Origin of the sequence: Chryseobacterium sp. RU33C (genome assembly GCF_900156015.1) — a bacterium.
GTDB classification, from domain to species: domain Bacteria; phylum Bacteroidota; class Bacteroidia; order Flavobacteriales; family Weeksellaceae; genus Chryseobacterium; species Chryseobacterium candidae.
The window spans coordinates 26,714-49,255 of record NZ_FTMT01000025.1 but is presented as its reverse complement, the minus strand read 5'-3'; the positions used below and the strand labels follow the sequence as shown (position 1 = coordinate 49,255).

Annotated in this window: 21 protein-coding genes and 5 tRNA genes; 14 read left to right on the top strand and 12 right to left on the bottom strand. The window is 36.3% G+C overall.

Annotation, left to right across the window (positions count from 1 at the left end; all coding sequences use genetic code 11):
* Positions 1–6: 6 nt before the first annotated feature.
* Complete coding sequence (locus BW946_RS18350) at positions 7–453, bottom strand: GNAT family N-acetyltransferase (RefSeq protein ID WP_076597543.1); 447 nt, start codon at positions 451–453, stop codon at positions 7–9.
* A 185-nt stretch (positions 454–638) separates the two neighbouring features.
* Between BW946_RS18350 and BW946_RS18345 the strand changes: the two genes are divergently transcribed.
* Positions 639–1,352, top strand: coding sequence for a 2OG-Fe(II) oxygenase (locus tag BW946_RS18345; RefSeq protein WP_076597542.1), 714 nt, complete (start codon positions 639–641; stop codon positions 1,350–1,352).
* Between the two features lie 27 nt (positions 1,353–1,379).
* Positions 1,380–1,622 (top strand): Ada metal-binding domain-containing protein, encoded by a 243-nt coding sequence (locus BW946_RS18340; protein WP_076597541.1) that lies wholly within the window; start codon positions 1,380–1,382, stop codon positions 1,620–1,622.
* Positions 1,623–1,714: 92 nt separating this feature from the next.
* Here the strand turns inward: BW946_RS18340 and BW946_RS18335 are convergent.
* The 5 genes from BW946_RS18335 to BW946_RS18315 form a co-directional block, all read right to left on the bottom strand.
* Positions 1,715–1,787, bottom strand: a tRNA-Met gene (locus BW946_RS18335).
* A gap of 38 nt (positions 1,788–1,825) precedes the next feature.
* Positions 1,826–1,898, bottom strand: a tRNA-Met gene (locus BW946_RS18330).
* Between the two features lie 38 nt (positions 1,899–1,936).
* A tRNA-Met gene (locus BW946_RS18325) sits at positions 1,937–2,009 on the bottom strand.
* Positions 2,010–2,047: 38 nt separating this feature from the next.
* Positions 2,048–2,120: transfer RNA gene (locus tag BW946_RS18320), tRNA-Met, on the bottom strand.
* Positions 2,121–2,158: 38 nt separating this feature from the next.
* A tRNA-Met gene (locus tag BW946_RS18315) sits at positions 2,159–2,231 on the bottom strand.
* Between the two features lie 101 nt (positions 2,232–2,332).
* Between BW946_RS18315 and BW946_RS18310 the strand changes: the two genes are divergently transcribed.
* The 7 genes from BW946_RS18310 (at position 2,333) to BW946_RS18280 (ending at position 8,298) form a co-directional block, all read left to right on the top strand.
* On the top strand, positions 2,333–2,944 hold the full coding sequence (locus tag BW946_RS18310) for an L-threonylcarbamoyladenylate synthase (RefSeq protein ID WP_076597540.1): 612 nt from the start codon (positions 2,333–2,335) through the stop codon (positions 2,942–2,944).
* Between the two features lie 23 nt (positions 2,945–2,967).
* Entirely contained in the window at positions 2,968–3,669 is a 702-nt protein-coding gene (locus BW946_RS18305; protein WP_076597539.1) for a CPBP family intramembrane glutamic endopeptidase, read from the top strand.
* Between the two features lie 4 nt (positions 3,670–3,673).
* Positions 3,674–4,432, top strand: coding sequence for a peroxide stress protein YaaA (gene yaaA, locus BW946_RS18300; RefSeq protein ID WP_076597538.1), 759 nt, complete (start codon positions 3,674–3,676; stop codon positions 4,430–4,432).
* Complete coding sequence (gene prmC / locus BW946_RS18295) at positions 4,433–5,281, top strand: peptide chain release factor N(5)-glutamine methyltransferase (RefSeq protein ID WP_076597537.1); 849 nt, start codon at positions 4,433–4,435, stop codon at positions 5,279–5,281. It begins immediately after the preceding gene.
* A 14-nt stretch (positions 5,282–5,295) separates the two neighbouring features.
* Entirely contained in the window at positions 5,296–5,655 is a 360-nt protein-coding gene (locus tag BW946_RS18290; RefSeq protein WP_076597536.1) for a DUF4180 domain-containing protein, read from the top strand.
* A 521-nt stretch (positions 5,656–6,176) separates the two neighbouring features.
* On the top strand, positions 6,177–6,749 hold the full coding sequence (locus BW946_RS18285) for a hypothetical protein (RefSeq protein ID WP_083688917.1): 573 nt from the start codon (positions 6,177–6,179) through the stop codon (positions 6,747–6,749).
* Positions 6,750–6,756: 7 nt separating this feature from the next.
* Positions 6,757–8,298: a lectin-like domain-containing protein gene (locus BW946_RS18280; protein ID WP_076597535.1), complete on the top strand. Its 1,542-nt coding sequence runs from the start codon at positions 6,757–6,759 to the stop codon at positions 8,296–8,298.
* 17 nt (positions 8,299–8,315) lie between these two features.
* Here the strand turns inward: BW946_RS18280 and BW946_RS21230 are convergent, their stop codons facing one another.
* The 5 genes from BW946_RS21230 to BW946_RS18260 all read right to left on the bottom strand — a co-directional run bounded on the left by BW946_RS21230 (position 8,316) and on the right by BW946_RS18260 (position 14,310).
* The gene (locus BW946_RS21230) at positions 8,316–8,528 is read right to left on the bottom strand and encodes a hypothetical protein (protein ID WP_139326033.1); all 213 of its coding nucleotides are present in this window, start codon (positions 8,526–8,528) and stop codon (positions 8,316–8,318) included.
* A 61-nt stretch (positions 8,529–8,589) separates the two neighbouring features.
* Positions 8,590–9,243, bottom strand: a complete 654-nt coding sequence (locus BW946_RS18275) for a rhomboid family intramembrane serine protease (RefSeq protein WP_076597534.1) — start codon at positions 9,241–9,243, stop codon at positions 8,590–8,592.
* A gap of 12 nt (positions 9,244–9,255) precedes the next feature.
* Positions 9,256–11,835 (bottom strand): DNA gyrase/topoisomerase IV subunit A, encoded by a 2,580-nt coding sequence (locus tag BW946_RS18270; protein ID WP_076597533.1) that lies wholly within the window; start codon positions 11,833–11,835, stop codon positions 9,256–9,258.
* The gene (locus BW946_RS18265; RefSeq protein WP_076597532.1) at positions 11,810–12,316 is read right to left on the bottom strand and encodes a hypothetical protein; all 507 of its coding nucleotides are present in this window, start codon (positions 12,314–12,316) and stop codon (positions 11,810–11,812) included. The genes BW946_RS18270 and BW946_RS18265 overlap by 26 nt, the downstream gene beginning before the upstream one ends.
* 107 nt (positions 12,317–12,423) lie before the next feature.
* Positions 12,424–14,310: a DNA topoisomerase IV subunit B gene (locus BW946_RS18260; protein WP_076597531.1), complete on the bottom strand. Its 1,887-nt coding sequence runs from the start codon at positions 14,308–14,310 to the stop codon at positions 12,424–12,426.
* Between the two features lie 141 nt (positions 14,311–14,451).
* Here BW946_RS18260 and BW946_RS18255 point away from each other — a divergent pair, with 141 nt between their 5' ends.
* From BW946_RS18255 to BW946_RS18235, 5 genes are all read left to right on the top strand, one after another.
* Positions 14,452–17,358, top strand: coding sequence for a sensor histidine kinase (locus BW946_RS18255; protein WP_139326032.1), 2,907 nt, complete (start codon positions 14,452–14,454; stop codon positions 17,356–17,358).
* Positions 17,348–18,079 (top strand): LytR/AlgR family response regulator transcription factor, encoded by a 732-nt coding sequence (locus BW946_RS18250; RefSeq protein ID WP_076597529.1) that lies wholly within the window; start codon positions 17,348–17,350, stop codon positions 18,077–18,079. Before BW946_RS18255 ends, BW946_RS18250 begins: the two co-directional genes overlap by 11 nt.
* Positions 18,080–18,185: 106 nt before the next feature.
* Positions 18,186–18,383, top strand: a complete 198-nt coding sequence (locus tag BW946_RS18245) for a hypothetical protein (RefSeq protein ID WP_076597528.1) — start codon at positions 18,186–18,188, stop codon at positions 18,381–18,383.
* Between the two features lie 115 nt (positions 18,384–18,498).
* On the top strand, positions 18,499–20,214 hold the full coding sequence (locus tag BW946_RS18240; protein WP_139326031.1) for a hypothetical protein: 1,716 nt from the start codon (positions 18,499–18,501) through the stop codon (positions 20,212–20,214).
* A gap of 307 nt (positions 20,215–20,521) precedes the next feature.
* Positions 20,522–21,670 (top strand): methionine aminotransferase, encoded by a 1,149-nt coding sequence (locus BW946_RS18235; RefSeq protein ID WP_076597526.1) that lies wholly within the window; start codon positions 20,522–20,524, stop codon positions 21,668–21,670.
* 77 nt (positions 21,671–21,747) lie between these two features.
* Here the strand turns inward: BW946_RS18235 and BW946_RS18230 are convergent, their stop codons facing one another.
* The gene (locus BW946_RS18230) at positions 21,748–22,512 is read right to left on the bottom strand and encodes an SDR family NAD(P)-dependent oxidoreductase (RefSeq protein WP_076597525.1); all 765 of its coding nucleotides are present in this window, start codon (positions 22,510–22,512) and stop codon (positions 21,748–21,750) included.
* Positions 22,513–22,542 lie beyond the last annotated feature (30 nt).

The window sequence follows — 22,542 nt, the reverse complement described above, 5'->3', positions numbered from 1 at the left end:
TTTATTTTATTTCCACCAGTGGTAATAATTATGCAATCCGTCATATTCAAACCCGCAGCGTGGATATAATGTGTTTCCTATGTCATTTGTTTTTTCGGTTTCAAGCATCAGCCCGCACGCTCCTGTCTCTTCACACCATTCTTTGCTACGGTCAATTAATGCTACGGAAAGACCTTTTCCTCTATAATCCGGATGCACAAACAAATCACTTAGCAGCCATTGCCTTTGTAATTTGGTATAATGAAATAATTTGTAAAGCTGTACAAAACCTACTGCTTTCTCATTTACCATCACAAGAAAAATATCGGACTCACGGTTTATAAAACGTTCTTTGAGAAAAGCCTTACCTTTTTCAACATCTGATTCCTGTCTGTAAAAAACACGATAAAGATTGAACAATTCAGCTGTTTCATCAAGATCCTCAAGACTTGCCTTTTTAATAATGTAATTCATCGTTATATCTATTTTTATTAACAGGGCAAAGGTAGCCTTAAACAGGACCAGTGGTATCATCCAGAAATACATTAAATCAATAGTCCAGATGCTTTATAACTCTTTATTCATGTATAAAATACCGCATGTTTTGGATTGTATTGTTCTGAAGAACTATAGATTTTTGCAGAATAAATTCAAAAACAATGAAAGATATTATTCATACAATCAAGAATACAGACTGGCAGAGTATTACGGAAACAATGCATCAAAACGGATATGCTATCATTCCTGATCTGTTGTCTGAGGAAGAATGTGAACTATTGAAATCAAATTATCATCATTCTTCTCTCTATCGTAAAACAGTCATCATGGCCAGACATCGTTTCGGACTGGGTGAATATAAATATTTTACCTATCCATTACCTGAAATCATTCAAACCATACGAACAAATATTTACCCTTATCTGGCTCCTGTTGCTAATGCATGGTGTAAAGCTTTACATATAGACACTCAATTTCCTTCAGATCATCAGGAATTCTTAGACCAATGCCACCTTAATGGTCAGCAAAAAGCGACGGTTTTAATTTTGAAATATGGAAAAGGCGGATTCAATACGCTGCACCAGGATCTATATGGAGACCTATACTTTCCTATCCAAATTGTATTAATGCTCAGCGAACCAGAAAAGGATTTTACGGGCGGTGAATTTGTGCTTACCCAGCAGATTCCGAGAGCACAGTCAAAAGCCATTGTTCTACAACCTAAAAAAGGGGACGTTCTAATTTTTACCACTCAGTTCAAACCGGAAAAAGGAAACAAGGGCTATTACAGAGTCCATATGAAACATGGTGTAAGTGAAGTTAAAGAAGGAAACCGCTATGCTTTGGGCATTATTTTTCATGATGCAGCCAGTTAATGATTAAACGCTATAAATAGATGAACCATGATTCAACATTCACAACTATCATCTGAAAATCTGAGAAGTAAAATCCACAGCAGAGAAGTTCGATTTGGAGGAAATAAAAAATTAAAAATCTACGGATTACTCAGCTGCCGGTCAGGAAAAAGAATGAAGATGGAAAACAGAGTTTTCTTTGCAGATGAAAAAGAAGCATTACAAAATAATTACCGTCCATGCGGGCATTGTATGAAAGAAGCTTATAAAAAATGGAAGGAAATTGAATAGGTTTTGATTCAAATTTACTATCAACATCGTTTTGTCTGCAATGACCAGAAAATAAAAAAGAGAAGCAATATGATTGCTTCTCTTTCGTTTAGTAGCGGGAACCGGACTCGAACCGATGACCTTCGGGTTATGAGCCCGACGAGCTACCTACTGCTCCATCCCGCGGTATATTTTTAGAGTGTTTACCGAAAACACTTGCTTAGTAGCGGGAACCGGACTCGAACCGATGACCTTCGGGTTATGAGCCCGACGAGCTACCTACTGCTCCATCCCGCGGTATATTTTTAGAGTGTTTACCGAAAACACTTGCTTAGTAGCGGGAACCGGACTCGAACCGATGACCTTCGGGTTATGAGCCCGACGAGCTACCTACTGCTCCATCCCGCGGTATATTTTTAGAGTGTTTACCGAAAACACTTGCTTAGTAGCGGGAACCGGACTCGAACCGATGACCTTCGGGTTATGAGCCCGACGAGCTACCTACTGCTCCATCCCGCGGTGTATTTTTAGAGTGCTTACCGAAAGCACTTGCTTAGTAGCGGGAACCGGACTCGAACCGATGACCTTCGGGTTATGAGCCCGACGAGCTACCTACTGCTCCATCCCGCGATATTGGATTGCAAAGGTACGAATATTTTTCAAAAATCCTAATTTTTCTTTTAAATAAAGGACTTTTATGAAAACTATTTTATTATTTGTATCTTTGTTTTATGGCAAAAATATTAAAAATTTATCCGGACAACCCACAGGAAAATCTTGTGAATGAGGTTATTAAAACATTAAATAATGGCGGGCTGATTATCTATCCATCTGATACAATCTATGCTCTGGGCTGTAATATTTTTGATATAAAAGCCATGGAAAAACTGGCTCAGCTCAAAAAAATGAAACTTGAGAAGTCTAAATTCTCCATTATCTGTAATGATCTCAGCCATCTTTCCGACTTTACCAAACCGATTGACACTTCAATTTTCCGGTTTCTGAAAAGTCATCTTCCGGGACCGTTTACTTTCATTCTTGAAGCCAATAAGAGTTTACCTTTAGCTTACAAAGGTCACAAAACAATTGGTATTCGTGTTCCTGATCATCCGATTCCGCAACTTATTGTTGAAAAACTGGGCCACCCCATTGCCTCTACTTCCATTAAAGATGATGATGAAATCATAGAATATTCTACCGATCCTGAGCTTATTGCAGAAAAATATGATCATCTGGTAGATATTGTGATTGATTCAGGGTATGGAGATAATGTGGCTTCCACCATTGTAGACCTCACTTCGGGAGAACCGGAAATCATCCGTCAGGGAAAAGGGATCGTTTAAGTTCTAGGTTTAGGTACCGAATTATGAGTCTTAGCGGGAAATATTCTGCCGGAATTTTGCTCACCTTTATTATTTTGGCAGCTGCAATGCTGTATGGTTTTCCAGCTGTTACAATGGTAACGGGAACAAAAGGAATCACAGAAGTCAATTTTTTTCTCAACAGAATTGTGCTATGGATCATTCTTATCATTGTATTTCTGTACAGCATCTTTATTGAAAAAAAAACTTTTTTACTTAAGGAAGAGAAAAAATACCCTGCTGCATTTTATATCAGAGCTGTGGTGAGCCTATATTTTATCTGTTTGATTGGCGGAGGCATTCTGAATGCAGCGATCCAATTTTTTATGCAGGAAAAAATAAGTGATAAGCTTCTCAACCTTGCTCCTATTTTTAGAAATAATTATTTTTTAGTTATTTTTACATGCCTTACCGCTGCTATTGTAGAGGAATTCCTGATGCGGGGTTATGTACAGCCCAGGCTGGAAAAAATTTATAACAATCCCACCGTTGCAATTGTTATTTCATCGGTCTTATTTGGAATTTTACATAGTACTTACGGTACCGTAAGCCAGGTTCTCGGACCTTTCTTTATCGGGATCGTGTTTGCTGTATTTTATAAACGCTATTCAAATATTAAAATTCTGATCATCTGTCATTTTATGATTGATTTTATCGCAATGATGATGATGAATTTTATTGATATTAAACACTTATCTGTATTTTAACATTATGAAAATTATAACATCACCTGCAAAATTAATGAACGTGGAAAATTCAACAGATTTTTTGAAATCTTCTACTCCGAGATTCATTGAAGATGCAGCATTGATACAGTCTTATTTAAAAGAAAAATCGCCAAAATATCTTTCCGACCTTATGGAAATATCGCCTAAGCTTGCTGATGAAAACTGGGAAAGAAATCAAAAATGGAAATCCAAACCTACAGCAAAAGAATCTGCTCCTGCAATGTTTGCCTTTACAGGAGAGGTTTATAGAGGTCTGGATGCCAAAACATTGGATAAAAATGCCGTAGATTACCTGCAAAAAAACTACAGAATACTTTCCGGGCTTTACGGGTTACTGAAACCTTCGGATAAAGTGATGCTTTACAGACTTGAAATGGGCCGTCCTTTTGAATTTGAACAATACAAAAATCTGTATGAATTCTGGAGAGAAAAGATTACAGAACAGTTGAATTCTGAAATGAAAAAAGGAGAAATCCTACTTCAACTTGCCAGCAATGAATATGGAAAAGTAATTGACAGAAAGAAACTGAACCACAAAGTAATCGATTTTGATTTTTATGAATTAAAAGATGGAAAACTGAAGACCATTGTGGTGTATACAAAGCATGCAAGAGGTCTTGTGGTAAGATTCTGTGCAGAAACCAATGCCAAAACACTGGAGGATGTAAAAGCATTCAACTATGAAGGATACAGAATTGATGAAGAGAAGTCTACGGATACAAAACTGGTTTTTACAAAATAAATGACAATTTCAGCATTTAAAAAATATTTCAGGACAGAACTTTCCGGCCTTTACACGGAGTCGGAAGCTGTGTTTTTATCGTCTTTATTCATTCATCAAATCGCAGGTTTCGATGCATTTCAACAGAGAAGATTCTCTGAACAGGAACTTCTGACTGATGATAAAGAAAAGTTGTGTCATCTTATTTCAGAACTTAAAACCGGAAGGCCTTATCAGCAGATATTGGGAGAAACAGAATTTTACGGAATGAAATTCTTTGTAGACGAAAATGTATTAATTCCCCGCCCTGAAACGGAGGAGCTGTTGGAAATTGCTATCAGAGAAATACAAGGTTCTAAGTCTAAAATTCAGAATTTAAAGATTCTCGATATAGGAACCGGAAGCGGAGTTATCCCTCTGGTTTTAAAGAAATATTTTCCGGAAGCGAACGTTTCATCTGTTGATTTTTCCGAAAACGCATTGAAGACCGCAAAAAGAAATGCAGAATATCATCAATTGGAAATCCGGTTCATCCATGCGGACTATCTCAATTTCGAACTGGCTGAAAACTATGACATCATTATTTCAAATCCGCCTTACATCGGGATTGAAGAAGAAATAGAAATTGCTGATTCAGTAAAAGAATTTGAACCAAAAATGGCACTTTTCTCCCCTACTTCAGATGCGCTGATCTTTTACAGAAAAATTTCTGAAGATGCTAAAAAGCATTTGAATGAAGACGGACTTTTGTTTTTAGAAATCAATCAGAAACTGGGTTCTGAAACGCTGGAATTGTATCAGGATTTTTCTAATGTTCGATTATTGAAGGATTTATCTGAAAACGACAGGTTTATTTACGGAAGGAAATAATTATTATTTACATCATGTTCATCAAATCACACGAAATCAATACCCTGAAAATTGCAGAAATTATTTCTGATGACCTCATTATCCAGTCTGCTCAGGGCGGGCTGGATCTTATGGGAAATATCTATTATCAGGGCTTTGATAAAGTTATTCTTCACGAAAAAAATATAAGTCCTGCGTTCTTTGATTTAAAAACAAAAATTGCCGGAGAGATTCTTCAGAAGTTCTCAAACTATCGCATAGGATTGGCTATTATAGGTGATTTTAGCCAATATAAAAGCAAAAGCATGAAGGATTTTATTTTTGAAAGTAATAAAACAAAGCATATTAATTTTCTAAGCACTTTGAATGATGCGTTGAATAATTTTTCAAAATAGATTCTTGTTCAGTCTTTGTATTAAAAAGGTAATTTTTTTCTTCATTTTCAAGTATCAATATCATCAGTTTTTTAAGATTTCTTAATACAATAGAAAGATTTGCATAATAAAAAAAATCTCATTGATTTATAAATTATTTAAAAATTTAAAATAAAATACGTTAATTATTGAGAGAAATTTAGAATTAATTCTATAAACACAAACACTTGAATATTTCTTTGTATATTTGCAAAAAACACGAGGAATATGAATCTTACTTATTTAAAAGCTTATACGGCTACATAATTCAATTTACTTTTTCGACTATCAAGGTTAGACTTAGAACGTTTCCTGATGAATCATACTTGCTATATCTATGGTGAGCTTTTGAAAGAACGGATCTTATTATACCATGTTTTAAGCCGAACAATTCATTATTTCAATGAACTTGCTGATGATAGTTATTTCCCTAAAGAATTAAGCCTGATGAATATTTCTTCAAAAAAACATACAATACACAGATAAAAAATTATTAAGACATCATGATTAAAAAATTATTTCTACCAATCGTTTTAGCAAGCTCACTTTCTTTCGCACAAGTTGGGATTAACACATCCACACCTGAAGAAAGTGCTATTCTGGATGTTTATAGCCAAAATAAAGGAATGCTGATACCCAGACTTACCACAGCAAAAAGAGATGCGATCGTAAATCCGGCTAACTCGCTTCTTATCTATGATACCGACAAAAAATGTTTAAGTCAGAATATCGGAACTCCAATTAAACCTGATTGGCTTTGTATCAGCAGTAATGCTGTAAAAATGTTTTACATGCCAAGTGTTTCTTTTGACACTTCCACCACAGCTAATGGTAGAACTAAAGATTTATATACCTTGTATAAAACTCAGTTTGGATCTCCAAAAGCAAAAAGTACCAGTGCTCCTGCTGCAATTCCTTTTTTTCCGTCAAGTAAAGACCTTTACTATTATGTAACGGATGCTGATCCTAATGTATTCAGTAACATTTCTATTTCTGATGATGGAGTAATGACCTATAATGTAAAAGCAGCAGCAACAGACTGTTCTTTTATTAATATTGTTTTCGTTGTTAAATAATTGAGTTATGATAAAAAGCAGCTCAATTTTACGATACAAAAGATTCTTGTTTACGTTTTCCTTGTTTATTTTTTCTCAGAATATTCAGGCACAGAACGAACAGGGAACCGGCTATCCGTATTTTGTAAATTTCACCCAGGGTCTGCAGCCTCAGGAAGCTTATAAGGTAGTTACCAGCGGCGTTCAGAATGATGCAACCTTTACTACGGATGGACTAAGACTTACCCGAAGTGTCAATAATATTTCGGGAGGAGTGATACTTGCTGATAAAATATTCAAGAGTGACCAGGGAATCAAGTTCGAGTTTGAATTCGCTATTTATGGGGGGAATACCAACGGAGGAGATGGGATTTCTATCTTCTTATTGGATGGATCTATCCCTAAAAACCAGCTTAATCTCGGATACTTTGGTGGAGGACTAGGATATAGCTTTGTACGCGGAGGAGAATCTACAGAAGGACTGAGAGGGGCCTATCTGGGAATAGGTCTGGATGAATTCGGAAACTTTAAAACAAGCTTTAACCAGGGCGAAAGGGTTAGAAATGGAATATTTGGAGTGGGACTTGCTGATGGACGAAGTAATGTTTCATTAAGAGGAAAGCGTGGAAACCAATACCTGTCTTCTGCTGAACCTGCCGGATATAATGGGTATCCGTTGCTTTATAGTATTGCCACTAATGCATCCCCTTCAAGCAGCAACAGATCTGCTTACCTCGATACGGCTACAGGAAAATACATTGGCATTAAAAATACGACTCTTCAACAATTCAGCATTGAAAGTGGCGGAACAACAATTCCTCAAAATGAAAATGATGCAAGGTTTCGTAAAGCATATGTTACCCTTGTTCCCAATCCGGCAGGCGGTTACAATATAACCCTGGAAATACAGCACGGAACGGTAAAAGAAAAAGTGATTGATAATTATTACTACCCCACTTCTCTGAAATATACTGAGACCACCATTTCCAACAGTACAGTAAGAACGCTGGATACTTCAGCGCCTTCTACTTTCAGAATCGGATTTGCCGCTTCTACCGGAGCTGCCAAAAATATTCATTTATTGAAAAACTTAGGGGTTACAAGACCTTATGCTGCTGAAGTAACCGATGATTTGTTTGCCGGATGCCCGGGGATAAAGTCAATCTATTACCCTTTGCTTAATGATGCGGCTTATTCGTCGGCAAATGGCCAAAACCCTCCAACCCTTTCGTATAACAATCTTGATTTTAATTCATTCCGTTTTTTGGATAATAACGGAGCGGTGATTCCCAATATAACAAATGGTGTCTATACCAACAGTCAGGGAACATGGACGTATTTCCCAACTACCGGAGCGCTTTCATTCAAACCTGCGGCAGGATTCACAGGAGTAGCCCAGGTACAATATGATATTAAAGGAGGTGGAAGTAATGGCACTGAAGCGCCTTACAACAAGGAAGAGTACAGGTCATTGCCTGCATTGGTACAGGTTAATATTTCAAATGCCAATAACTGCAGCAAAGCCTGTGTTATTTCCAATAAAAATGTAACTCAGAAAATCACAAGATAATTGGATAAAACCAGCTTTTAGGAGCTGGTTTTTTTATTTTTAACAGGATTTTCAATAAAATACTGAACAGCATCTTCGATCGCTTTATCAATAGGCTGATATTGAAAGCCTGCTTCATACAACCAAAAGGTAGAAACAGATAGAAAAATACCCCGAACCAGAAATCGGCTTTTAAAGAATACCATCTTTAGCAGAAAAAGCAAAACCAATGAACCATAGATCAGTATCATGATGAAACTGTTTAACTCTTATGTGTTCATTGGTTTTGATATTTTGATTAAGAATAGTCTTTTATCCTATTCGTTTCCTTACAAATATTTCATAGCCCAAATAGATGAGCGGAAGTGACATGATTCCTATATAAATTCCATTTTGCATGGCATGTTCCGGTGCATTGATGACAGCATATATTAATCCCAAAAAAGCTCCTCCCAAATGAGCAGCATGTCCGATATTATCATGTATTCTCGGATTCAGCATCATATATACAGAATACCCGAAATAGACTAACCCAAAAATAAATCCAGGAATACCAATCGGAATAAAGAAAAGATATATCTTAAGATCAGGAATCAGTGCTATGGAAGCAAAAAGAATTCCTGAAACACCACCACTCGCTCCTACGGCAGAGTACCAGGGCTGTTTTTGATAAATGTATAATGAGAGAAAATTCCCCAGCAATATTGCTCCCAGGTATACAATGATAAATCCTATATTTCCGAAGCCCTGAATGACAATAGGTGCAAAGAAATACAGTGTAAACATATTGAATACGAGGTGCATGATATCAGCATGTAAAAATCCTGATGAAAGCAATCGAATATATTCTTTTTTATGAAGAATAGCACCAACATTAAATTTATATTTTTCCGTAATAGCGGGATTATTAAAAGCTATGAAGCTTATAATAGCTGTAATTGCAATAAATAATATTAAAATGTTCATTTCTCTTTAATTTTAAGATTCATCACCCTGGAACAGATCACCTATAATTCCTCCTTCTTCATCAGTTTCTCCTTCAGGTTCAGGATCTTCATATACTTCAGGCTCTTCTTCTACCGGTTCAGGGATGGTAATATTGATTGCCTTCACTTTGAACTTGGTAAACTGGTTTCCAATAGCCTTTATTCCTTTTACGGCTATGAATTCATCAATATTTACTGTTTCCGGCTCACGTTCCTTTCCTTTATCTTTTGCGAAGATGATTTCTGCCGTGACATTGTTGGCAACAATTACATTTTCGATGAATGATTTCGGATGTTCAGAAGGCATAAAAGTCTGTACATTGACAGTATTTTCCAATAGGAATCTCTTGATGAAATAAATATCTTTTTCTCCATCGTAATAGATACAGGTGATTGGCTGTGCAGGTCTCCATTTTTCCAATACCAGATATTCATCATCAAAACGATTACCAAGGTCAAAAGATACCAGTTTTACTTCACCATTTGTATTGATGGTCAAAATTTTGTCATCTCCTTTAAAGCTTCCCAACAATGTTCCTCTTGCATCGGCATTCAGTCTTCTTACCGTATCATCAAACCAGATTTTTCTGGGTGCCAGCGTAGAAACTCCTTCTTCCTTCATATCTACTTTCTTAACAGCATATTTAGTTACCAGATTTCCTTTGGAATCACGGCCTTTGATGGCCAGATCGGAGAAATTGATCTCCATTTTGTTCTTTCTGATTCTTGGGTTTGGCTTTAAAAGCACGGTTACGGTTTCTGCCTCACCATTAGGATTGGCTGAGAAATACAGTGTTTCAGAACCTTTTTTATCTGAAGCTAACGGATAATCTGTATTTCGGGTTACTCCGGTTACAGAAAAGCGTTTCATATAATAGGGTCCTTCACGGCCTTCCCGGTAGATCATATTATAGACTGTCCTTTTATCGTTTTTCTTCCATACGGCAACATGAAGGATATCTTTACCAATGAAAGTTTTAGCTTCCACTTTTACAACCTTCATACTTCCGTCTTTTCTGAATGTGATGATATCATCAATGTCGGAACAGTCGAATAAATACTGATCTTTCTTCAGAGATGTTCCAATGAAGCCTTCTTCGAAATTTGCATAGAATTTTTCATTGGCTACGGCCACTTTCGTAGCATCAATGGTATCAAAGATTCTAAGCTCTGTCTTTCTTTGTTTGTCTTTACCGTATTTTTTCTGAATATTTAAATAATAATCGATAGCATAAGCGATCAGGTTGGCCAGGTTGTATTTCACCTGTTCTATTTTACCTTCCAGTGATGCAATATTTTCTTTAAATTTATCTAAATCGAATCTTGAAATCCTCTTGATTCTGATCTCTGTCAGTTTTAAGATATCCTCTTCTGTAACGGCTCTTAAAAGATGTTTGGTATGAGGTTTTAATCCTGCATCAATGGTCTTCAATACCTCTTCCCAGGTTTTTACCTCTTCAATATCGTGATAAATTCTGTTTTCAATGAAAATTCTTTCCAGTGAAGAGAAGTGCCAGCTTTCCTGAAGTTCATGAAGTTCTATTTCCAATTCTTTCTTCAGTAATGAAACGGTATGATCTGTATTCGTTTTAAGAATATCGGATACATTCAGAAACATAGGTTTATCTCCTACAATTACACAGGCATTCGGAGAAATTGTTACCTGACAGTCTGTAAATGCATACAGAGCATCAATAGTCTTATCCGGTGAAACATCATTATGAATATGGATCAGGATTTCTACTTTATCTGAAGTATTGTCCTCAATTTTTTTGATTTTGATCTTTCCTTTCTCGTTGGCTTTTAGAATAGAGTCAATAAGATCTGTTGTTGTTTTGGAGTAAGGAAGTTCAGAAATTACTAATGTATGTTTATCCGTCTGGGTAATTTTGGCTCTTGCTCTTACCTTTCCTCCTCTGTGACCATCATTATATTCTGAAACATCAAGATAACCGGCCGTTAAAAAGTCCGGATAGAGTTCAAATTTCTTACCTTTTAAATAGGCTACGGATGCGTTAATAAGTTCATTAAAGTTATGAGGAAGTATTTTTGTAGAAAGTCCTACTCCAATACCTTCCACTCCCTGTGCTAGAAGCAGCGGGAATTTCACCGGTAAATCGATAGGTTCATTGTTTCTTCCGTCATAAGACTTAGTCCAATCTGTAGTTTTAGGATTAAAGACTACTTCCAGGGCAAAAGGTGTCAGCCTTGCTTCAATATATCTCGCGGCAGCTGCAGAGTCTCCAGTGTAAATATTACCCCAGTTTCCCTGCGTATCTATTAGAAGTTCTTTCTGCCCGATCTGCACCATGGCATCTGTAATGGAAGCATCACCATGTGGGTGATATTTCATGGTATTTCCCACGATATTGGCCACTTTATTATAACGGCCGTCTTCCAGCTCCCGCATGGAGTGCATAATTCTTCTTTGAACGGGTTTTAAACCGTCATATATTGAAGGGATAGCTCTATCCAGAATTACATAGGAAGCATAATCAAGAAACCAGTCTTTGTACAGGCCGGAAACTTTTTTTAGGCTTTCACCCTCATACGAATATTCTTCTGTCGTCATCTATTTTATCTTTTTTCTCTTTATTAGCTTTCACTACTTTGTTCAGAGAGAGTTTTAAATCGTTTACTTCTTTGTCGCCTAAATAAGAGATCTGATATTTGAGTATGGTAGAACCATTATTCTTACTGGAAACGGTAATATATAATCTTTTGAAGAACAGGATACTAACTACATCATATTTTATCAGTTTATATTTTGGAAATTCGTCATGAAGAGGTTTGTTAAAAAAAGGAATGACATTCCTGTTTTTAAAATTCAAAGCTTCTCCATCACTGTCATATTCAAAAATCTGTCTTCCTCTGATATAAAAGATAATCAGCAGCAAAACAGGAACAATAATTAATAAATAACTTTCTTTACCCATGGCATGAAATCTATATTCATTAGCTACGAATACAGTTAAACCAAATACTGCCATCATCACAAGCAGTGTACTCAAAGAGTTATAAATTGACGCTTTATTACGGTTACTTAGTCTCATTTTAATTTATTGGCTGTGTAAGTTTTAAATTTCCTACTTCATCCAAAAGTGTGCTTTTTTCAGTCTGCAATGCTTTTTACAACCAGCTTTTTAAGTTATAAGTTTTTTTAATTTTCTAATTCATCCAGCATTTCTTTTTTATCAATATCCTTATCATCTTCTACTACAAGGTTTTCAAGAATGAAGGTCTGTCTGTCGGGAGTATTTTTTCCCATGTAGAATTCCAGAAGTTGATCAATCGTCTGGTCTTTCCCCACTACTACAGGTTCTAAACGGATATCTTTACCAATGAAATGCTTAAATTCGTCCGGAGAGATTTCTCCTAATCCCTTAAATCGGGTGATTTCAGGATTTTTCCCCAGTTCGTTTAATGCTTTTATTCTTTCTGTTTCTGTATAACAATATCTTGTTTCTTTTTTATTTCTTACTCTGAATAACGGAGTCTGAAGGATATAAAGGTGTCCGTTTTTAATCAGATCCGGAAAGAACTGCAGGAAGAAAGTAATCATCAGCAGACGGATGTGCATCCCGTCAACATCGGCATCGGTAGCAATAATTACCTGGTTGTATCTCAGGTCTTCCAGACTTTCTTCAATATTTAAAGCTGCCTGAAGAAGGTTAAATTCTTCATTTTCATACACTACTTTCTTGGTAAGACCATAGCAGTTAAGCGGTTTACCCTTTAATGAAAATACGGCCTGCGTTTCTACATCTCTGGATTTTGTGATGGATCCGGATGCAGAATCTCCTTCGGTAATGAAGATCTGCGTATCTCCCTTTCTTTCGGCTTTCTGATCGTTATAATGTTGTCTGCAGTCACGAAGTTTTTTATTGTGAAGAGATACTTTTTTTGCTCTTTCTCTGGCCAGTTTCTGAATTCCGGAAAGTTCTTTTCTTTCTCTTTCTGAAATTAATATTTTTCTCTGGATTGCTTCTGCTATTTCCGGATTTTTGTGTAAGAAATTATCCAGTTTACTCTTAAGGAAATCAATAATAAATGTTCTTACAGTGGGTCCGTTCGGTCCCATATCATTAGATCCTAATTTTGTTTTGGTCTGGGATTCGAAAACGGGTTCTTCTACATTAATGGAAATCGCAGCAATGATAGACTTTCTGATGTCAGAAGCATCAAAACTTTTATTAAAAAATTCACGAACCGTTTTTACATACGCTTCACGGAATGCATTAAGGTGTGTTCCTCCCTGCGTTGTATTCTGCCCGTTCACGAATGAGAAATAGGTTTCTGTCTGTGATTTGTCAGAATGGGTAATGGCTACCTCAATATCATCATCCTTTAGATGAATGATCGGATAAAGGATATCGCTTTCCAGCTCTTCTTCCAATAAGTCTTTAAGACCGTTTTCAGAATAGTAGGTTTCTCCGTTGAACAGGATTTTTAATCCGGGATTCAGATAAGCATAGTTGCGGAGCATTCTTTCGATATACTCTTTTCTGTATTTGAAATGCAGGAAGATTTCTCCATCAGGAATAAAGGAAATTTCAGTACCGTTTCTGTCCGACGTTTCTTTCTCATCAAAGTTTTCTTTGATCATTCCGCGGGAGAATTCAGCAGCTTTCATTTTTCCGTCACGAAAAGAACGAACTCTGAAGTAGTCAGAAAGGGCATTTACCGCTTTGGTACCAACTCCGTTCAATCCTACAGATTTTTTAAAGGCTTTACTATCGTACTTACCGCCTGTATTCATTTTTGAGACAGCGTCTACCACCTTCCCTAGCGGAATCCCACGTCCAAAGTCACGAATTGTAACTTTGCCATCGTCCAGCTTTATTTCAATTCTTTTCCCTGATCTCATCCTGAACTCATCAATAGAGTTGTCAAGAATTTCTTTTAGCAGGATATAAATACCATCATCAGCGGAAGAACCATCACCAAGCTTCCCGATGTACATGCCGGGGCGCAGACGGATGTGTTCCTGCCAATCAAGGGTTCTGATATTATCTTCGGAGTAGGTTGGGTTTATTTCTTGTGACATATATGATTTCAGCAAACATACAAAAGTACGAAATTGTCCAAAATTATCCGAATTTTTTCATCTTGTTTTTTTTCAATATTCTGCCACAAACATTGTATTATTCTTAATCAAATTATATATTTACGAAATTATCATTGTCATGTGAAAAATTTATTTACTTTCCTCACATTATCTCTAAGTTTATTCTTTTCCTCCTTATTTCCTTCACAGATCCCCGGGATGGTGAACTACAGTGATGAGGAAGGATTAAACTGCTCCTATACCTATCATCTGAGACAAGATAAAAATGGCTTCATCTGGATAGGCAGCGATAACGGCTTATTCAGATTTGATGGAAAAGAATTTAAGCAGTACGGTAAGAAAGAAGGTTTAAAGAATATTGATATTATATCCTGTGAGCCTTTGCCCAACGGTGAGGTATTCATTCTTCCCTTTCTGAATGATTTTGCTTATTTAAAAAACGGCCGTGTTATCAATCTGAATATTAATGATTATGTAAAAAATCAGTTTTCAAGCTCAATTCCGAAAGTTACCCGTGACGGAAACCGACTTTATTTTTATGGAAATTTCAATCCTCAGAATATTTTCATCTATGAAAATGGAAAAGTTAAAAAGATGCCTGTTCCATTAGATTATGGGAAAAGATCTTTTGCAACGCTCAGGTTTGAGCCACACACTTACAATCTCTATTTACATGATCCTCATCAGGGAGATATACTTGTCTACAACATCACTACCGGAAAAAAACAACATTGGAAAGGAGGTATTGGAAGTATGATCTGTGAAAAAGGTGATCTGTTTGTGTTCTTACATAAAAATACCATTGAAGTTTATCAGCTCTCTGCTTCCTCAGGTATAAAAAAAATCCTGTCTTATGACTGTAGTACACAAGAGAATGTCTTCTACGGACTTATTGATAAAAACAATAAATTATGGTTGAATATAAGTAACGGCGGCGTTTTATATTTCAACCAATCCCTGACCGAAAAGAAGAAAACTCTTGATACTCCTGTTAAGATACTGGAGCGGTATGTGATCAATAATGTTCTGGTAGACAAGGATGATAATGTATGGTTCAATTCGCGTAATAACGGTGTGTTTTTCATATCAAAATCCCTTTTTGCCAATCATATCAATTTGCCTGTAAAAAGTAATTCTGAGTATATAAAAGCCATTGCAAAAGATAACGGAAATATTCTTCTCGGCTACAATCAATCTGCCGGAGCTCTTATCAGCAAAAACAATAAAATACAAAATATAACCCTTGATAAAGGTGATAAAGATGAAAATATTGCTGTGTATTTAAAAGGCAATATTTCCATTTTCGGTTTATCAGGTAAGGTTATTGTTCATGATATGTCCAATAACACTTCTAAAAAAATATACTGTTCTCTCAAAAACATTGTTTCCTACACCCCGGATTCCTTATTTTTCTGTACATCAGGCGGTTTATTGATATACAATTTAAAAAGAAAAAAAATAACCACTCTTTTTCAGGAGCGGGTATACACGGTTTTTCCTTATGACAGGGAGAATCTGTTTATTGGCAGCTTCAGTGATCTGTACAAATATAATGTCAGAACGGGAAAAAAAACTTTATTTTTAAAAGGATACTATTTTACGGATATCAAAAAATTAGATAACCACACCTATCTGGGATCTACTAACCTCTATGGAATCATTATTTTTAATACTAAAGGAATTTTAAGAAAAATCGGAAAGAATAACGGATTAATCAATGACCAGGTAAAAAAAATAGAGGTAGAAAATAAAAATACGTTCTGGGCAAGCACCAATTCAGGGATATCCAGAATCGAACTAACAGCAAAGAATCAACGTATCAATAATTTTACCCAGACAGACGGTCTTCCCTCTGATGCGGTAGCCGGCTGTGTGATAAAAAATGACACCATCTTCATTGGAACATCTAAAGGGCTTGGGATATTTTCCATCAAAAAACTACTGACTCAGGAAAAATTTATTCATAAAAAGGTGGTCATTAACTCAGTATCGATTGAAAATAATGAGCACTACGACCTACAGAAAAGCCTGACTGCTTATGCCCACAATACGGTTATTTTCAATCTCAGCTTTCTTGATTATACCTCATTGGGAAAAATAAGTTATAAATACAAACTGGAAGGCCTTAATAATTCATGGCAGATCAATAATTCTTCTAAAATTATCTTCAGCTCTATTCCCCCGGGTAAGTATACCTTCCGGGTTTACGGTTTAGGATATAACGGAAAACAATCCTATGCTTCTTCTGACATCACTTTTAATATAAAACCTCTTTTCTGGCAGACCTGGTGGTTCAGGCTGATATTGGTGATCATCTTTATCGGAACTTTATTGATAATTATCTTTTCTTATCTCCATAAAAAACGGAATAAGAAGCTGGAAAAAATGGAGTATGAAAAGAAGATTGCCGAACTTGAACTTCAGGCTATTAAAGCTCAGATCAATCCTCATTTTATTTACAACTGTCTGAATTCCATTCAATTTTTATTATATAAAAAAGAGTACCGCAAAACAGAAAACTACCTGGATATTTTCGCCAAGATGATACGAAAAACACTTTATTATTCGGAAAAAACCTTCATGTCTATAAAAGATGAAGTGGAATATCTCACTTTATATCTTGATATGGAAAAGCTCCGTGTAAAAGATCTTTTTGAGTATAAAATTATTATTTCCGGACAGATAGATCAAAACTGGACTATTCCTTCTTTACTGATACAGCCTTTCGTAGAAAATGCCATAAAACATGGTATTTCAGGATTAAAAGACAGAAAAGGAGAAATTATCATCAGCTTTGATTATACGAATGTTTCTTTATGTATTACCATTGAAGATAATGGCCCAGGAATCTCCAATCAGGAATCTTTGAAAAAAGACAACTCCTTTGGGGTAAAACTTTCTCATAAAAGAATTGAGACTTTCAAACAGCTTTTTGACACCAATATATTTTTAGAAATCAATACCCTTACTGAAAATAATCGGCAGGGAACACAAATCAAACTTTATATAAGACCTTATGAGAAATAAAATACAGGCATGCATTGTTGATGATGAACAAGACGGAAGAGATTATATTGCATTACTTATGGAAAATGAATTTCCTGAGATCAACATAGAATTTCGGGCTTCCTCTGTTGAAGAAGCTTACATTTACCTTATCAAAAACTCTCCTGACATTCTGTTTCTGGATGTTCAGCTGGGCGATGGAACCACTTTCGATTTACTCTCAAAGTTAAATGAAGTTCATTCCCAGATTATTTTTATCACAGCTTACGAAAATTTTGCTATTCAGGCGATTAAAAATGGGGCTACAGATTATCTTTTAAAACCTATAAAAAAAATGGATTTTATTATTGCCGTTAATAAGGCACTGGATCATATCAAAAAAATGCAGCCTTCACATCATACTCATTTAAAGGACAACAGAATCATTCTTTCTACTCTTCAGGGCTTTAAGTTTATAGAAATATCCAACATTATCCGCTGTGAAGCAGATTCAAGCTATACCTTTTTTTATCTTGCCGATAAATCAAAAATAATGGTATCCAGAACTCTTCATGAATTTGAACCTATTCTGATGGAACACCATTTTTTCAGGATACATCATAAGCATCTTATTAATATTGATCATCTTCAGGAGTATATTAAAGGCCGAGGCGGTCAGGTAGTGATGAGCGACGGATCTGTTCTGGATGTTTCTTACCGCAAGAAGAATGATTTTCTTTCCATCATAGGAAAACCCGAATAAACATTTTCTTTCGCACTTACTTATTCAACCTTCGCACTTATTAGTTGCTGCTGTTTTTTGCTAAAATTCTTCTCTATTTTCGTCATGTTAAACAAAAAAAATTATCATGAAAATCACTAGAAAAGTACTCAAGAGAAATCAAATGAACTCCATTATCGGAGGAACAGCGTTTATTACACCTAGCGGTCCCGGAGCAATTCCCCAGCCCCAGCCTCCCATTGCTCCCAATCCACAACCTATTGGAGGGATTCCTTTCATCTACACAATGCCATGGAACGGATTACCATGGATTGAGCCTAAATAACAATTTAAAGATACATTCCGGTCAGCAGATTGGAATGTTGCTTTTTAAAGAAAAGCATCCGGTAGTTCAATTACCGGATCAGAAAACAATGCAAAAAAACTAAAAAATCAAAAACATGAGAAAAATAACCCTCTATATTGCCATGGCTTGCCTTTTAACGGCATCCTGCTCCGATACGATGGAGCAATTCGACACTGAAGCTTCCAATTCTCAACTTATGAACAGGACTCTCACTTCGGAGGATGAAACAAAATATGCTGAGGAAGGAGAACCTACGGTATTAGGAGAACAGCTTCCTATTCCTTATACGATTGAAAACATGATGGCTGCTTACAAATCATTACTGGCTGAACCAAAAGCAGAAGGCAACAGATCATTCACTGCTGTAAATATTCGCTCTACACACAAATACATTAAATTTAATCCAACAACAGAAGATGAGCTGGAAGCACTTCAGCAATCCGATCTTATTCTTTATGATTATCCGCTTGATAAAGAAGTATTGGTAGTAGGTAAATTCTATCATGATCCCGATATTCCCGCTGATCAGCCTACCCCACAATATGCAACGGTGAAAAACGAGACGGCCTTACCTGCCGGGATTAGCTATGAGATTCTTCAGGAAGTGTATCTTCCCGAAGAGGATATCGAACTCTTAGGCACTGGTAATATGAATTACAAATTTGTATATAGCCTGGTACAAAGGGCTGAAAATATGTCAGGCTTCACCCCTTGGGAACTGGCTCATAATATACCTTGGGATAATATAGGAGAACCCGGGCAATGGTATCCCAATCCAAACCCGAATCCCGGAGGTGGCGGAGGCGGTGCTCCAATATATGGTACTATCCGAATTTTTGATACAAGATTAAATACACTGATCCCTTTTGAAGGTGCCAAAGTTACCGCTAAAAGGGGGTTGAGAACAAGAGAAGGTATCACCAATGCAAATGGTCAATACGGCTTAAGCGGTCTGCCTTTCCAACATAACAGAAATGTAGATTTCAAGCTGCATATGGATAGAAAGCATTTCGTGATAAAAGATAATCAGGTTACCCCTTCCAAAGTGGTTCGAAATAATATAAAAAGTAACCATTGGAGTCATGACATCATGCCTGGCTATGAAAATATGCAGGGCCATATGTTCAGAGCAGCCTACCGTTATTTTTATAAAGATATTGGAGGCTTGCAAAGACCTATCAGACCGAGCGGAAACCGTTCGCACATTATAGCTAAGAATACAGCTAAAGATTGGCAGGGAATCAATTATGTTGTTTTTCCTTACCTGAAAATAGCAAGATTCCGATCTGGTTCAACTACAGAATATAACTCTGATGATTATTTTTCAACCACGGTACATGAACTCGCCCATACGTCCCATGTTATAAAAATGAACACCGGAGTAGTTCAGTATTCACAGGTTAATTCTATGCTGCAGGAAAGCTGGCCATGTGCTGTAGAATGGTTTGTAACAGGAATAGAATACAGAGAAAGAGGAATCCCTAATTATGGAGCTCCTAATTATAATCCGTCTAATCCTCCTGTATTTCCTAACCGTTTCGGATATCAGTTCTGGAGTTTGAATACAAGTTCTGACTATACAAGCTTGTTTATTAATTTAGTGGATAACTTCAACGAATTGGGACAGTCATTCAGTCCTCAACCTATGGGAACGGTAAATGACCAGGTTACCGGCTATACCTTAGCCAATATTGAAAATAATTTTCTAAAACATTGTTATGGATTAAGCAGCTTAAGCACTCAGCTTAAAGCAAACAGACCCGCAGGAGTAAGTAATGCACAGATAGATTTATTATTGAGCTTTTATTAAGTTTATTCCTTATAACATAATGACCATCCTGCTATAAGGATGGTCTTTTTATAGTAATATTTTACAATTTTTTCTTTTCCCGATGCCCGATTGTTTTTAAAGTGTTGTCTGACAAATGTAAATGGTTTTCCATTGATTCAAAAGAAAGATTTAAACAAATGTTTAAATAATTTCAAACACTTCAACTGACTATTTTACCTTACACTTTTCCATCATTCTCTTTATATCTGTTATTTTCTAAGTTTTACGACCATAATTTCAGACTGTTGTAAATATTTCATTAAATTCGGTCAACAAAACTGCTTTTATGATACAACTTCCATTATCAAAACTTTCCAACGTAGGAACTACTATTTTCAGTCAGATGACTCAGCTTGCCAATGAAAATGAGGCCATCAACCTGTCTCAGGGATTTCCTGATTTTATGCCTGATTCAGAATTATTAAATCATGTAGATCATTTTATTAAAAAAGGCTTCAATCAGTACGCTCCTCTTGGTGGAATGATTGGTTTAAAGGAAGAAATTGCACGAAAAATTGAAAACAGCCATCAGGCAATATACCATCCGGATTCTGAAATAACAGTTACTGCTGGCGGTACCCAGGCAATTTTCACCACTATTGCCTCTTTTATTAAAAAGGATGACGAAGTGATTATTTTTGAACCGGCCTATGATTGCTACGAACCTACTGTAGAACTTTTCGGAGGTATTGTAAAACGATTTGAAATGAAAGCCCCGGATTATGAAATCAACTGGGCTGAAGTAAAAAATCTTGTCAGTGAAAAAACCAGAATGATCATTCTTAACAACCCTAATAATCCTTCAGGAAAAATCCTGAAAGAAAATGATATACAGGAACTTATCAAACTGGTAAAAGGAACTTCTATCCTTATCTTGAGTGATGAAGTGTATGAAAATATTGTTTTTGATGGGAAACGGCATTTAAGTATCTGTAAATATCCTGAATTGAAAGAAAGAAGCCTTCTTGTGGCCTCTTTTGGGAAGCTTTTCCATGTTACCGGATGGAAAGTAGGGTATTGTGCAGCACCAAAAATCTTAACGGAAGAATTCAGAAAGGTGCATCAGTTCAATGTTTTTTGTGTAAATACTCCCATTCAGCTTGCGCTGGCAGAATACATGAAAAATGATGAACATTACACTCATCTGAATCAGTTTTTTCAGGAAAAAAGAGACTTTCTGAGAAAAGGCCTTGAAGGCACTTCATTTGAACTCCTTGATTGTGAAGGAACTTATTTTCAGGCGGTAAAATATAATAAAATTTCCGATAAAAATGATTTTGATTTTGCTTCAGAACTTACCATCAATCATAAGGTAGCCAGTGTTCCTTTCTCTTCATTTTATAAAAACAAACTGAACGAGAATGTCATCAGGCTCTGCTTTGCCAAGAAACAGGAGACATTAGAAAGGGCGATTGAGAATTTATCTAAATTATAATTTTAGGGGTGAAACAAAGATCAATAACCCGGGCGGCTCATTCTGAGCCGCCCGGGTTATTTTGGTTATAATAAATGTTATAAAAACATTCCTCCTGAAACTTCAATTCTTTGTCCATTGATCCATCTTGCATCTTCCGTACACAGAAAGGCAACTACTCCACCAATATCATCCGGAAGACCTACTCTTCCCAGCGCTGTAGCACCAGCCACCATGGCATTGATCTCTTCATTATCCCTTACCCTTCCGCCGCCAAAATCTGTTTCAATAGCTCCCGGAGCAACAACATTGGCTTTGATTTTTCTTGGTCCCAATTCTTTCGCCATATATTTCGTAAGCATTTCTACTCCTGCTTTGATTGATCCGTAAACAGAAGATCCCGGTGTTGCAAATCTTGCCAGACCGGAAGAAATATTAATAATACCTCCTCCGTCATTAATAAATGGCAGTAATTTTTGAGTCAGGAAAAACACTCCTTTAAAGTGAATATCCACCACGTCATCTAACTGTTCCTCCGTAACTTCTGTAATGGGAGAATATAAGGCTGTTCCTGCATTATTGATCAGGTAATCAATATGAGTACTTCCTGTGTTCTGCTGTAAATGATCTGTTACGTTTTTCACAAATGCATCAAAGCTTTTAATGTCTTTTGTATCAAGCTGAAATGCAACAGCATGCCTTCCCAGTGATTTGATCTCATGGACAACAGCTTCTGCTTCTTCCCTGTTGCTTCTGTAAGTAATAATTACATCCAATCCTTTTTGAGCAATTTTAAGTGCTGAATTTCTCCCTAATCCACGGCTTCCTCCGGTTACCAGTGCAGTATTTGTTTTTGTGTTCATTGTATTTTGATTATTTTGATGGTACAAAGT

What these genes read in the sequence shown, in the direction of transcription:
- BW946_RS18350 (WP_076597543.1), bottom strand. Translation starts at nt 453, where the DNA reads ATGAATTACATTATTAAAAAGGCAAGTCTTGAGGATCTTGATGAAACA.
- BW946_RS18345 (WP_076597542.1), top strand. Translation starts at nt 639, where the DNA reads ATGAAAGATATTATTCATACAATCAAGAATACAGACTGGCAGAGTATT.
- BW946_RS18340 (WP_076597541.1), top strand. Translation starts at nt 1,380, where the DNA reads ATGATTCAACATTCACAACTATCATCTGAAAATCTGAGAAGTAAAATC.
- BW946_RS18310 (WP_076597540.1), top strand. Translation starts at nt 2,333, where the DNA reads ATGGCAAAAATATTAAAAATTTATCCGGACAACCCACAGGAAAATCTT.
- BW946_RS18305 (WP_076597539.1), top strand. Translation starts at nt 2,968, where the DNA reads ATGAGTCTTAGCGGGAAATATTCTGCCGGAATTTTGCTCACCTTTATT.
- yaaA (WP_076597538.1), top strand. Translation starts at nt 3,674, where the DNA reads ATGAAAATTATAACATCACCTGCAAAATTAATGAACGTGGAAAATTCA.
- prmC (WP_076597537.1), top strand. Translation starts at nt 4,433, where the DNA reads ATGACAATTTCAGCATTTAAAAAATATTTCAGGACAGAACTTTCCGGC.
- BW946_RS18290 (WP_076597536.1), top strand. Translation starts at nt 5,296, where the DNA reads ATGTTCATCAAATCACACGAAATCAATACCCTGAAAATTGCAGAAATT.
- BW946_RS18285 (WP_083688917.1), top strand. Translation starts at nt 6,177, where the DNA reads ATGATTAAAAAATTATTTCTACCAATCGTTTTAGCAAGCTCACTTTCT.
- BW946_RS18280 (WP_076597535.1), top strand. Translation starts at nt 6,757, where the DNA reads ATGATAAAAAGCAGCTCAATTTTACGATACAAAAGATTCTTGTTTACG.
- BW946_RS21230 (WP_139326033.1), bottom strand. Translation starts at nt 8,528, where the DNA reads ATGATACTGATCTATGGTTCATTGGTTTTGCTTTTTCTGCTAAAGATG.
- BW946_RS18275 (WP_076597534.1), bottom strand. Translation starts at nt 9,243, where the DNA reads ATGAACATTTTAATATTATTTATTGCAATTACAGCTATTATAAGCTTC.
- BW946_RS18270 (WP_076597533.1), bottom strand. Translation starts at nt 11,835, where the DNA reads ATGACGACAGAAGAATATTCGTATGAGGGTGAAAGCCTAAAAAAAGTT.
- BW946_RS18265 (WP_076597532.1), bottom strand. Translation starts at nt 12,316, where the DNA reads ATGAGACTAAGTAACCGTAATAAAGCGTCAATTTATAACTCTTTGAGT.
- BW946_RS18260 (WP_076597531.1), bottom strand. Translation starts at nt 14,310, where the DNA reads ATGTCACAAGAAATAAACCCAACCTACTCCGAAGATAATATCAGAACC.
- BW946_RS18250 (WP_076597529.1), top strand. Translation starts at nt 17,348, where the DNA reads ATGAGAAATAAAATACAGGCATGCATTGTTGATGATGAACAAGACGGA.
- BW946_RS18245 (WP_076597528.1), top strand. Translation starts at nt 18,186, where the DNA reads ATGAAAATCACTAGAAAAGTACTCAAGAGAAATCAAATGAACTCCATT.
- BW946_RS18240 (WP_139326031.1), top strand. Translation starts at nt 18,499, where the DNA reads ATGAGAAAAATAACCCTCTATATTGCCATGGCTTGCCTTTTAACGGCA.
- BW946_RS18235 (WP_076597526.1), top strand. Translation starts at nt 20,522, where the DNA reads ATGATACAACTTCCATTATCAAAACTTTCCAACGTAGGAACTACTATT.
- BW946_RS18230 (WP_076597525.1), bottom strand. Translation starts at nt 22,512, where the DNA reads ATGAACACAAAAACAAATACTGCACTGGTAACCGGAGGAAGCCGTGGA.